At 71.7% G+C, this 12,001-nt stretch carries 8 protein-coding genes; all 8 read left to right on the forward strand.

Annotated features, from left to right (window positions below):
• The first annotated feature begins 194 nt into the window (after nt 1–194).
• Nucleotides 195–4,271: an Rne/Rng family ribonuclease gene (locus OG521_26470; GenBank protein WUW24122.1), complete on the forward strand. Its 4,077-nt coding sequence runs from the start codon at nt 195–197 to the stop codon at nt 4,269–4,271.
• Nucleotides 4,272–4,427: 156 nt separating this feature from the next.
• The gene (gene galU, locus OG521_26475; GenBank protein WUW24123.1) at nt 4,428–5,318 is read left to right on the forward strand and encodes a UTP--glucose-1-phosphate uridylyltransferase GalU; all 891 of its coding nucleotides are present in this window, start codon (nt 4,428–4,430) and stop codon (nt 5,316–5,318) included.
• A 63-nt stretch (nt 5,319–5,381) separates the two neighbouring features.
• Nucleotides 5,382–6,134 (forward strand): phosphocholine cytidylyltransferase family protein, encoded by a 753-nt coding sequence (locus OG521_26480; protein WUW24124.1) that lies wholly within the window; start codon nt 5,382–5,384, stop codon nt 6,132–6,134.
• Nucleotides 6,122–7,183: an iron-containing alcohol dehydrogenase family protein gene (locus tag OG521_26485; protein ID WUW24125.1), complete on the forward strand. Its 1,062-nt coding sequence runs from the start codon at nt 6,122–6,124 to the stop codon at nt 7,181–7,183. The genes OG521_26480 and OG521_26485 overlap by 13 nt, the downstream gene beginning before the upstream one ends.
• A 198-nt stretch (nt 7,184–7,381) precedes the next feature.
• Nucleotides 7,382–7,702 (forward strand): 50S ribosomal protein L21, encoded by a 321-nt coding sequence (gene rplU / locus OG521_26490; protein WUW24126.1) that lies wholly within the window; start codon nt 7,382–7,384, stop codon nt 7,700–7,702.
• Nucleotides 7,703–7,716: 14 nt separating this feature from the next.
• Entirely contained in the window at nt 7,717–7,974 is a 258-nt protein-coding gene (gene rpmA, locus OG521_26495; GenBank protein WUW24127.1) for a 50S ribosomal protein L27, read from the forward strand.
• Between the two features lie 138 nt (nt 7,975–8,112).
• Nucleotides 8,113–9,552 carry a GTPase ObgE gene (gene obgE, locus OG521_26500; protein ID WUW24128.1) on the forward strand — a complete coding sequence of 480 codons (1,440 nt, stop codon included), beginning with the start codon at nt 8,113–8,115 and terminating at the stop codon, nt 9,550–9,552.
• Nucleotides 9,553–9,893: 341 nt separating this feature from the next.
• Entirely contained in the window at nt 9,894–11,927 is a 2,034-nt protein-coding gene (locus OG521_26505; GenBank protein WUW24129.1) for a glycosyltransferase, read from the forward strand.
• Nucleotides 11,928–12,001: the final 74 nt, after the last annotated feature.

Below are 12,001 nucleotides of genomic sequence, written 5' to 3' on the forward strand. Positions count from 1 at the left end.
ACCTGGGCCGGGCCGCGCGCTGACCCATAAGACTTTCGCCAGGCCGTGCGCACAACGCGTACGGAACCGGCGAGCCAGACATTCAGCTCCCGTGCGGCGCCCGCGCCCCGGACGGCGGTACCGCGTACACATGCGGACCGTGCCGGACCGGAATCAGGCGCGGCGCCCGGGAGCGCGACGGGAGAACCGCCCGCATGCTCGAGCCCACCGAACCCGGCACGACCGGGAACGCAGAAGACAACAACACCCCCGGGGACAAGCTGCCGCCGCGCCGCAGGCGCCGCGCCGCGTCCCGCCCGGCCGGCCCGCCCACGACGGGCGCACAGGCTGCCGGAGCCGAGGCGCCGGCCATACCGGCCGTTGACGCCGGAGTGTCGGAAACCAGCACCGAGAACACCACCGAGGCCGAGGCCGCACCGCCGGTCCGCGCCCGCCGCCGCGCCGTCCGCAAGGCCACCGCCCCCGCCGGCGCGCCGCAGGCCGCCGAGACCGTCGAGGTCGTCGAGCCGGTTGTCGCGGCTGCCGCGCCGGTCGAGGAGGAGGCTGTGGAGCCGGTCGAGGCGCCGCGTCGTCGTCGTGCCTCCCGCAAGGCCACCGCCCCGGCGGGTGCGCCGCAGGCCGCCGAGACCGTCGAGGTCGTCGAGCCGGTCGTGGCGGCTGCCGCGCCGGTCGAGGAGGAGGCTGTGGAGCCTGTCGAGGCGCCGCGTCGTCGTCGTGCCTCCCGCAAGGCCACCGCCCCCGCCGGTGCACCGCAGGCCGCCGAGGTGGCCGAGATCGTCGAGGAGACCGTCGCGGCCGAGGCCGTCGAGCCCGTCGTGGCCGAGCCCGTCGCCGAGGCGCCGCGTGGCCGCACCCGCCGCAGGGCCTCCGCGCCCGCCGGTGCGCCCCAGGCCACCCGGACCGAGCCCGCCGCCGAGCCGGCGCAGCCGGCCGAGGCCATCGAGGCGGACGGGCCCGCCGAAGCCGCCGAGCCCGTCGAGGCCCCGCGCGGCCGTCGCCGTGCGTCGCGCAAGGCGACCTCCCCCGCGGGCGCCCCGCAGGTCACCGAGGCCGCGGAGGAGCGCACCGAGGTCCAGAGCGGCGAGAGCCTGCCCGAGGCAGCCGTCGAGGAGCTGGCCGCCGAGACCGCCGAGGTCGAGGAGGCCGCCCCGCGCGGCCGTCAGCGCCGCCGTGCCACCGCCGCCGCCGGCCGCCCCGAGTTCACCGGCAAGGTCGAGGAGCCCGCGCGCCGCAGCCGCCGCGCCGAGCGCCCCGCCGTCGCCGTGTTCCAGGCGCCGGTCTTCGCCGAGCCGATGTTCCAGACCCCGGAGACGGCCGCCGCTGCCGCCGCCGCGCAGCCCCCCGTCGCGCACGACGAGGAGCCCGAGGACGAGATCGGTACGGCCGAGGAGCAGGCCCAGGCCGCCCCGGCCGCCGCCCCCGCCGAGGCCGCGCCGCAGGGCGGTTCGCGCCGCCGCCGTCGCCGTCGCGGTGAGGCCGCCGAAGCCGAGCCCGTCGCGCCCGCCCCGGCCGCCGCCCCCGTGGAGGAGCAGGCCGAGGACGAGCACGAGCCCTCGGGCGAGAGCGACGCCGAGCAGGACGGGGAGGACACCGACGAGTACGGCGACCGCCCGTCGCGCAGGCGCCGTCGTGGTGGCCGTCGCCGCCGTCGCGGCGAGTCCGCCGAGGACGACGCCGCCGAGCAGCACGCCGACGACTCCGCCGACCACTCCGATGACGAGCACGAGGGTGCTCAGGAGTCCGAGGACGAGGGCGACGACGAGCAGGACGACAACGACTCCGGGGCCTCCGGGTCGAGCAGCAGCCGTCGGCGCCGGCGCCGCCGCCGTCGCAGCGGTGACGCCTCGTCCGACGCCGAGAACGGCACGGACGACCCCGAGCGCACCGTCGTGAAGGTCCGCGAGCCCCGCAAGAAGGAGGCCGAGCGCGAGCCCGGCACCGGCTTCGACGAGGTCCAGTCCATCAAGGGCTCGACCCGTATGGAGGCCAAGAAGCAGCGCCGCCGCGAGGGCCGCGAGCAGGGCCGCCGCCGGGTTCCGATCATCACCGAGGCGGAGTTCCTCGCCCGTCGCGAGGCCGTCGAGCGCGTCATGGTCGTCCGCCAGAACGGCGAGCGCACCCAGATCGGCGTCCTCGAGGACAACGTGCTCGTCGAGCACTACGTCAACAAGGAGCAGGCCACCAGCTACGTCGGCAACGTCTACCTGGGCAAGGTCCAGAACGTCCTGCCGTCCATGGAGGCCGCCTTCGTCGACATCGGCAAGGGCCGCAACGCCGTCCTGTACGCCGGTGAGGTCAACTTCGAGGCGCTCGGCATGGCCCACGGGCCGCGCCGCATCGAGACCGCGCTCAAGTCCGGCCAGTCCGTCCTCGTCCAGGTGACGAAGGACCCGATCGGCCACAAGGGCGCCCGCCTGACCAGTCAGGTCTCGCTGCCCGGCCGCTACCTCGTCTACGTGCCCGAGGGCTCGATGACCGGGATCAGCCGCAAGCTGCCCGACACCGAGCGCGCCCGGCTCAAGACCATCCTCAAGAAGATCGTCCCCGAGGACGCCGGCGTCATCGTGCGCACCGCGGCCGAGGGCGCGAGCGAGGACGAGCTGCGCCGTGACGTCGAGCGTCTGCAGCAGCAGTGGGAGGAGATCCAGAAGAAGTCGAAGAGCAGCGGCAGCTCCAACGCGCCGACGCTGCTCTACGGCGAGCCGGACATGACCGTCCGGGTCGTCCGGGACATCTTCAACGAGGACTTCTCCAAGGTCATCGTCAGCGGCGACGAGGCGTGGGAGACCATCCACGGCTACGTCTCGCACGTGGCGCCCGACCTGACGGACCGGCTGTCGCGGTGGACCTCCGAGGTCGACATCTTCGCGACGTACCGGATCGACGAGCAGCTCATGAAGGCGCTGGACCGCAAGGTCTACCTGCCGAGCGGCGGCTCGCTGGTGATCGACAAGACCGAGGCGATGGTCGTCGTCGACGTCAACACCGGCAAGTTCACCGGCCAGGGCGGCAACCTGGAAGAGACCGTCACCAAGAACAACCTGGAGGCGGCCGAGGAGATCGTGCGTCAGCTGCGGCTGCGCGACCTCGGCGGCATCGTCGTCGTCGACTTCATCGACATGGTGCTGGAGTCCAACCGGGACCTGGTGCTGCGACGGCTCCTGGAGTGCCTGGGACGCGACCGTACGAAGCACCAGGTCGCCGAGGTCACCTCGCTCGGCCTGGTCCAGATGACCCGTAAGCGGGTCGGCCAGGGTCTGCTGGAGTCCTTCTCCGAGACCTGCGTCCACTGCAACGGGCGCGGCGTCATCGTGCACATGGAGCAGCCCACCTCGGTGGGTGGCGGCGGCAACGGCAAGCGTTCCAAGAAGCGCCGTGGCGGTTCGGGCCAGGACCACGAGCACGAGCACGGTCACGAGCAGGACCACGAGCACGATCACGTCGCCGAGACCGAGGTGGAGACCGAGGCCGAGGTGGCCGCTGAGGTGGCCGCCCCGCTGGCGCTGCCCGAGCCGGAGTTCGTCCCGGACGAGGAGCTGTACAGCAGCCCGGCCGAGGCCGAGGCGGCCGCGGGCCGCGGCCGTGGCCGTCGTCGGGCGACCCGGAAGGCCTCGGCCCCGGCCGGTGCTCCGAAGGCGGCGTCCGCCCCGGCCCCCGTGGCCGAGCCGGTCGCGGCACCGGAGCCCCTCGTGGAGCCGGAGCCCGAGCCGGTCGTTGAAGCACCGGTCGCCGAGGCGCCCGTCGCCGACGCGCCCCAGGGCCGTACACGCCGCAGGGCGACCCGCAAGGCGACCGCCCCGGCGGGTTCGCCCGCCCAGGCCGCCGAGCCCGTCGTGGTCCCGGCCGTCGAGGAGCCGGTGTCCGACGCCGACCCGGTCGCCGCCGAGGACCCGGTCGTCGAGGCCCCGCACACCGAGGCCCCCGCCGAGGAGCCGGCCGCGCCCCCGCGTGCCCGCCGCCGTGCGACCCGCAAGGTCAGCGCACCCGCGGGTTCCCCCGCAGGTGCCGAGGACACCGCGGTCGTCGTGGTGACGGCTTCCGGACCGGCCGCCGAGCCGGAGTCCGCCCCCGAGGCCGACGCCGAACCGGCACCGGCCAAGAAGGCGGCCCGCAAGACCGCGAAGAAGGCCACGGCCAAGAAGGCCGCCGTCAAGAAGACGGCTGCCAAGAAGACCGTCGCCAAGAAGACGACGGCCAAGAAGGCGGCGAAGAAGACGGTGGCGGCCGAGCAGCAGTCCCCGTCCGTCACGGCCTCCGCCGACGAGGGCTGAGTTCGAGTCACCCAGGGTCTGTGCTGAGCCGGCCACGGGCCGGCTCAGCACAGACCCTCGCACCGCGCGCGACGCAGTCGGGCCGGTCCCTCACGGGGCCGGCCGGCTGCTTTCCGGTGCCGGCCGTCCCCGTACCCCACACGGAAGTCCCCGTACATGCACAAGATCCAGAAGGCCGTCATACCCGCTGCCGGGCTCGGTACCCGGTTCCTGCCGGCGACGAAGGCGACTCCCAAGGAGATGCTGCCGGTGGTCGACAAGCCGGCGATCCAGTACGTCGTGGAGGAGGCCGCCGCCGCGGGCCTGAACGACGTCCTGATGATCACCGGGCGCAACAAGCGCGCGCTGGAGGACCACTTCGACCGGAACTACGAGCTGGAGTCGGCGCTGACCCGCAAGGGCGACGACGAGCGGCTGGTCCGGGTCCAGGAGTCCAGTGACCTGGCGACCATGCACTACGTCCGGCAGGGCGACCCCAGGGGCCTCGGCCACGCCGTCCTGTGCGCGGAGCCCCACGTGGGCGCCGAGCCCTTCGCCGTGCTGCTCGGTGACGACCTGATCGACCCGCGCGATCCGCTGCTGGCCCGCATGACCGAGATCCAGGAGCGCGAGGGCGGCAGCGTCGTCGCGCTGATGGAGGTCGCGCCCGAGCAGATCCACATGTACGGCTGCGCCGCGGTGGAGGCCACCGCGGAGGACGACGTCGTGCGCGTCACCGGACTGGTCGAGAAGCCGGAGCCCGGGGACGCCCCCAGCAATCTGGCGGTCATCGGACGCTACGTCCTGGACCCCGCCGTCTTCGGCGTGCTGCGCGAGACGGAGCCGGGCCGGGGCGGCGAGATCCAGCTGACGGACGCGCTCCAGCAGCTCGCCGCCGACGAGAAGGTCGGCGGTCCGGTGCACGGCGTCGTCTTCCGCGGCCGCCGCTACGACACCGGTGACCGAGGCGACTACCTCCGGGCCATCGTCAGACTGGCCTGCGAGCGCGAGGACCTGGGTCCGGACTTCCGTACCTGGCTGCGCGGCTTCGTGGCCGCCGAGCTCTGAGCCGCCCGCACGGCGCACGCACCCCACCCGAGACACCCGCACCAAGGACCAAGGAGAACCCTCATGATCGGCATGATTCTGGCGGCCGGCGCCGGCCGCCGTCTGCGCCCCTACACCGACACGCTTCCCAAGGCCCTGGTGCCGGTCGGGCCCGAGGGCGACGAGGAGAGCCTGACCGTCGTCGACCTGACGCTCGGCAACTTCGCCGAGGTCGGCCTGACCGACGTCGCGATCATCGTGGGCTACCGCAAGGAGGCCCTGTACGAGCGCAAGGCCGCCCTGGAGGCGAAGTACGGCGTCAGCATCACGCTGATCGACAACGACAAGGCCGAGGAGTGGAACAACGCCTACTCCCTCTGGTGCGGCCGTGACGCCCTCAAGGACGGCGTGATCCTCGCCAACGGCGACACCGTGCACCCCGTCTCCGTCGAGAAGACGCTGCTCGCCGCCCGCGGCGAGGGCAAGAAGATCATCCTCGCCCTCGACACGGTCAAGCAGCTGGCCGACGAGGAGATGAAGGTCGTCGTCGACCCCGGCAAGGGCGTCCAGCGGATCACCAAGCTGATGGACCCGTCCGAGGCCACCGGCGAGTACATCGGCGTCACGCTCATCGAGGGCGACGCGGCCGAGGAGCTGGCCGACGCGCTGAAGACCACGTTCGAGCGCGACCCGGACCTGTACTACGAGGACGGCTACCAGGAGCTCGTCAACCGCGGCTTCAAGGTCGACGTGGAGCCGATCGGCGACGTCAAGTGGGTCGAGATCGACAACCACGAGGACCTGGCCAAGGGCAGGACCATCGCGTGCCAGTACTGACCCGGCTCATCCCCGCACCGGTCGTCGTCGACATCCGGGCAGGCGCTCTGGCCGATCTGGCGGGCGTCCTCGCCGATCAGCGGATCTCCGGCTCGGGCAAGCTGGCGATAGCGATCAGCGGGGGTTCCGGCCGGGCGCTGCGTGAGCGGCTCTCGGACAGCCTGCCGGGCGCTTCCTGGTTCGAGGTGGGCGGCGGCACGCTGAACGACGCCGTCAAGCTCGCCGAGGCCATGAAGTCCGGCCGGTACGACGCCGTCGTGGGACTCGGCGGCGGCAAGATCATCGACTGTGCGAAGTTCGCCGCGGCGCGCATCGGGCTGCCGCTGGTCGCCGTGGCGACGAACCTGTCGCACGACGGTCTGTGCTCCCCGGTGGCGACGCTGGACAACGACGCGGGCCGCGGCTCGTACGGTGTCCCGAACCCGATCGCCGTCGTCATCGACCTCGACATCATCCGTGAGGCCCCGGACCGCTTCGTGCGGTCCGGGATCGGTGACGCGCTCTCCAACATCTCCGCCGTGGCGGACTGGGAGCTCGCCCACCGGGTCAACGGCGAGGACATCGACGGACTGGCCGCGGCGATGGCCCGGCAGGCCGGTGAGGCCGTGCTGCGCCACCCCGGGGCCCTCGGCGACGACTCCTTCCTCCAGGTGCTGGCGGAAGGGCTGGTGCTGACCGGTATCTCGATGTCGGTGGCGGGCGACAGCCGTCCCGCCTCCGGCGCCTGCCACGAGATCAACCACGCCTTCGACCTGCTCTTCCCGCAGCGTGCGGCGAGCCACGGGGAGCAGTGCGGGCTGGGCGCGGCGTTCGCGATGCATCTGCGCGGCGCCCACCGGGAGTCCGTCCGGATGACCGAGGCGCTGCGGCGCCACGGCCTGCCGGTCACCGCGGAGGAGATCGGCTTCAGCGCGGACGAGTTCGTCTCGGTGGTCGACTTCGCACCCCGGACCAGGCCGGGCCGGTACACGATCCTGGAACACCTGGACCTGTCCACGGACGGGATCAGGGACGCCTACGCCGACTACGTCAGGGCCGCGGCGGCCTGAAGAGGGGGGCCCGGTTTGACCGGGCTGTCCAGGGCCCCGTAATCTTGACCGTCGGCGTTTGTTTCGCCACACCTCTGAGCACTCACCTCCCGCTCGTACGGGAGAGGCCGCTCGTCCAATCCGGATCATCACGGGTCCCCGGACCCGTGTGAGCGGCTGGCTTCAGAGGTTTTCGCTTCGAGTGAGAGTGAGATCCGCGTGTACGCCATCGTGCGCAGCGGTGGTCGCCAGCACAAGGTTGCTGTCGGCGACATCGTTGAGGTTGACAAGATTCCCACCGCCAAGGTTGGCGACACGGTAGAGCTCTCTACCCTGCTCGTTGTCGACGGCGACGCCGTGACCAGCGACCCGTGGGTGCTGGACGGCATCAAGGTCCAGGCCGAGATTGTGGACCACCACAAGGGCGCGAAGATCGACATCCTTCGCTACAAGAACAAGACCGGTTACCGCCGTCGCCAGGGTCACCGCCAGCAGTACACGGCGATCAAGGTCACCGGCATCCCCGCGGCTGCGAAGTAAGGGACTGAGAACACATGGCACACAAGAAGGGCGCATCGTCCACCCGGAACGGGCGCGATTCCAATGCTCAGCGGCTCGGCGTGAAGCGCTTCGGCGGTCAGGCCGTCAACGCCGGTGAGATCCTGGTCCGCCAGCGCGGCACCCACTTCCACCCGGGCACGGGCGTCGGCCGTGGCGGCGACGACACGCTGTTCGCCCTCGCCGCCGGTGCGGTCGAGTTCGGCACGCACCGTGGCCGCAAGGTCGTGAACATCGTTCCGATCGCCGGCTGATTTTCGGCGCTCGTCGAGCGGTATGACGTGGAGGCGGACCTCACTTCCCGAACGGGAAGTGGGTCCGCCTTTCGCGTGTTGCTCCTACAGGAGCACGAGCGAGACATTTCTGCACGTATGTAACTGGAGGTTCCAACCATGACCACCTTCGTGGACCGCGTCGAGCTGCATGTCGCCGCGGGTAACGGGGGCCACGGCTGTGCCTCCGTTCACCGTGAGAAGTTCAAGCCGCTCGGCGGCCCGGACGGCGGCAACGGCGGCCGTGGCGGCGATGTGACGCTGATCGTCGACCAGGCGGTCACCACGCTCCTCGACTATCACCACCACCCCCACCGCAAGGCCACCAACGGCCAGCCCGGCGCGGGCGACAACCGCACCGGCAAGGAGGGCCAGGACCTGGTCCTGCCCGTGCCGGACGGCACCGTCGTCCTCGACGGCGAGGGCAACGTGCTCGCCGACCTCGTCGGCCAGGGCACCATGTTCGTCGCCGGCCAGGGCGGCCGCGGCGGCCTCGGCAACGGCGCGCTGGCCTCCGCCCGGCGCAAGGCCCCCGGCTTCGCGCTGCTCGGCGAGCCCGGTGAGTCCCGGGACATCGTCCTGGAGCTGAAGACCGTCGCCGATGTGGCCCTGGTGGGGTACCCGAGCGCGGGCAAGTCCTCGCTGATCTCGGTCCTGTCGGCCGCCAAGCCGAAGATCGCCGACTACCCGTTCACGACCCTCGTCCCGAACCTGGGCGTGGTCACCGCGGGCTCCACCGTCTACACCATCGCCGACGTCCCGGGCCTGATCCCGGGCGCCAGCCAGGGCAAGGGCCTCGGCCTGGAGTTCCTGCGCCACGTCGAGCGCTGCTCGGTCCTGGTGCACGTGCTGGACACGGCGACGCTGGAGTCCGACCGCGACCCCGTCTCCGACCTCGACATGATCGAGGAGGAGCTCAAGCTCTACGGGGGTCTGGACGACCGGCCCCGCATCGTCGTCCTCAACAAGATCGACATTCCGGACGGCCAGGACCTCGCGGACATGATCCGCCCGGAGCTGGAGGCGCGCGGCTACCGCGTCTTCGAGGCGTCTGCCGTCGCCCGTACCGGCCTCAAGGAGCTGTCCTTCGCGCTGGCCGGTGTCATCGCCGAGGCGCGTGCCGCCAAGCCGGTGGAGGAGGCGACCCGTATCGTCATCCGGCCCAAGGCCGTGGACGACGCCGGTTTCACCGTGAAGCTGGAGGACGACGGCATCTACCGGGTGCGCGGCGAGAAGCCGGAGCGCTGGGTGCGCCAGACCGACTTCAACAACGACGAGGCCGTCGGCTACCTCGCGGACCGGCTGAACCGGCTCGGTGTCGAGGACGCGCTGCGCAAGGCCGGTGCCCGGGCGGGCGACGGCGTGGCCATCGGCGCCGAGGACAACGCCGTGGTTTTCGACTGGGAGCCGACGGTGACCGCCGGTGCGGAGATGCTCGGCCGCCGCGGCGAGGACCACCGTCTGGAGGAGCCGCGTCCGGCCGCTCAGCGCCGTCGCGACCGCGAGGACGAGCGCGACGAGGTCAGCAAGGAGTACCAGGAGTTCGACCCGTTCGCGTAAGCACGGGTGCTGCTGTGAGGGCGTGCCTCCGTACCGGGTTCCGGTGCGGAGGCACGCCCTTGTGCGGTCAGGGGGGAGCGGCGCGGCGGTTTCGGCCCTCATGTCGCATAAATGTGCGGGTGTTTGGGTGGATTCCGTACGTGATTACCGTTCCCGGTACGCTATGTTCAAAGATTCGATAAAGTTTCACTCCGTGCACAACCCTGTGACCCGCCTGTCCGTCTTTCTTGTGCGAGGAGAGGGCATGCCCTCGCAAGCCGATGGGGTAGGGGGAGCGTGGTGACCATCACGCGAGGCTGCCCGGGGATTGCCGCGAGCCGCGGCCCAGCCGAAAGACGCAAGTGAAGATTTCATTTCTGGTGCGCGACCTCTGCCACATGGGCGGAGTTGTCAGTGCCACGCAGAATCTGGCGGGTGCACTCGCGGCCCGGCACGACGTGGAGATCGTCGCACTCCGCAAGGTGCGGGACGAGTCCTACTTCCCGCTCGACCCGCGCGTCTCCGTGCGTGTGCTGACCGACCTGCGCCAGCACTCCCCGACATCGGACCTGGACGACCCGCTGATCGCGGTCTTCCCCAAGGTCTACCCGGTGGACCCGGCGGAGAAGAAGCCGGTGGTCAGCCGGCTCGCGGAGCTGCGACTGCTCGAATTCCTCGCGACGACCGACTCGGACGTCGTGGTGAGCTCCAGCCCGCGCAACACGATCATGCTCTCGTACGCCGAGGGTGATTACCTGCGGGTCACGCAGGAGCACTCGATGCCCTCGATCTACGCGAAGTACTACCAGGGCCGGCTGTTCAAGGCGTACCACTCGCTGGACGCGCTCACCGCGCTGACGCCCGAAGAGGTCGAGAGCATCGGCAAGCTGGTGCCGGGCGTACGCAACCGGCTGGCCGTCATGCCGAACTGCGTGCCCGCGGCCCCGGTGCAGTCCAAGAGCACCAACAAGGTCGTCATCGCGGCCGGTCTCCTCAAGGAGAACAAGAACTTCGCCGCGGTCGTCGACGCCTTCGCCACCGTCGTGGCCAAGCGCCCCGACTGGCGGCTGCGGATCTACGGCGGCGGCACCGAGAAGGCCAATCTGCGCAAGCAGATCGAGACCCTCGGCCTGCACAACACCGTGACGCTGATGGGCCCGGCCGCCCCGGTCGCGCCCGAGTTCAGCAAGGGCTCGATCTTCGTGCTGCCCTCCAAGCGCGAGGCGTTCGGCAACGTGATCGTCGAGGCGATGGCGGCCGGTCTGCCCGTCGTCAGCACCGACGCCGACCACGGCCCGCGCAACATCATCACGCACGGCGAGGACGGCCTCATCGTCCCGCGCGGCGACACCGCCGCCATGGCCGACGCCATCCTCGAACTCGTCGAGGACGACGAGCGGCGCAAGCAGATGGGCGAGGCGGCCGTGCGCAACGCGGTGCGCTTCCACGAGCCGGCCAGCTGCGCCCGCTTCGAGGCGATCCTGCACGACGCGTTCACCCGCCGCGCACTGCCGACGACGGCCACCGCCCAGGTCGACCCGCTGGGCTCGGTCCGGATCGAGGTCGGCGCACTGCCGGCCGAGGTGCACGGCGCCGAGATCGCCTGCCGCCGGGTCGGACGCAACCCGGCGGAGAAGCGGTTCGCCATCGACCCGGGCGGCAGCGCCGTGGTGCCCTGGCACGGCGGACTGCCCGAGGGCACCTGGGAACTGTCCGTGTGCACCCCTGAGGGCAACGAGGTGCCGCTCACGGTGGACGGCTACGGCTGCGACGTACGGGACCTGCTCAACGTGCCGCTGCCCCGGGAGAACGGCGCCCCCGCCCTGGAGCTGCTGCTCCCGCACCGGGGCGAGATGGACCGCCTGCGGATCCGCAGCGTGGTGCGCGACGCCCATGTGGAGATCGACGCGGTCGCGGTCGACACCGAGGCCATCGAGCTGGACGCCGCCGGCTGGGGCGTGACGCTCGGCCCCGGCGCGGCGCTGGAGGCCGTGCACCGCAAGGACAAGGACCGGGTGCTGTCGTTCCCCGTCTCGGCCCTCGAAGGGCAGCGGGTCAGCGCCCGGGTCGACTGCGCCGCGCTGGTGCGTGAGCACGAGGGGCCCGAGCAGATCTGGGACGTGTGGCTGCGCCCCGCGGCCGGCGCCGACCGCGTCCAGGTCGGCAAGCTCGCCACCGATGTCCTCGCGCCCATAGGGGTGTTCACCTTCCCCCGGCCGGTGATCCGGATCCTGCCCGAGCCCAGTAGGACCCTGCTGGCGAAGGTCGGCCGCCGGGTGACCCGCACGCTGAACGGCGGCAAGCCGGCGCCGCGCCCGGTCACGAAGATCGAGATCCGGCCGTACTACACGGCGCTGTCGCAGCTCGCCTTCAAGACGGTGGACGTGGAGCCGTAGAGCGGGACCGAACACATGCCGAAGGGGGCGGGCCCGGAGATCAGATCTCCGGGCCCGCCCCCTTTCGCGTGCCG

Source organism: Streptomyces sp. NBC_01463, from assembly GCA_036227345.1.
Lineage (GTDB): Bacteria > Actinomycetota > Actinomycetes > Streptomycetales > Streptomycetaceae > Streptomyces.

Bases quoted from the DNA above. Each gene is read 5' to 3' on its own strand.
- galU (WUW24123.1), top strand. From the start codon at position 4,428: ATGCACAAGATCCAGAAGGCCGTCATACCCGCTGCCGGGCTCGGTACC.
- obgE (WUW24128.1), top strand. From the start codon at position 8,113: ATGACCACCTTCGTGGACCGCGTCGAGCTGCATGTCGCCGCGGGTAAC.
- rpmA (WUW24127.1), top strand. From the start codon at position 7,717: ATGGCACACAAGAAGGGCGCATCGTCCACCCGGAACGGGCGCGATTCC.
- OG521_26470 (WUW24122.1), top strand. From the start codon at position 195: ATGCTCGAGCCCACCGAACCCGGCACGACCGGGAACGCAGAAGACAAC.
- OG521_26480 (WUW24124.1), top strand. From the start codon at position 5,382: ATGATCGGCATGATTCTGGCGGCCGGCGCCGGCCGCCGTCTGCGCCCC.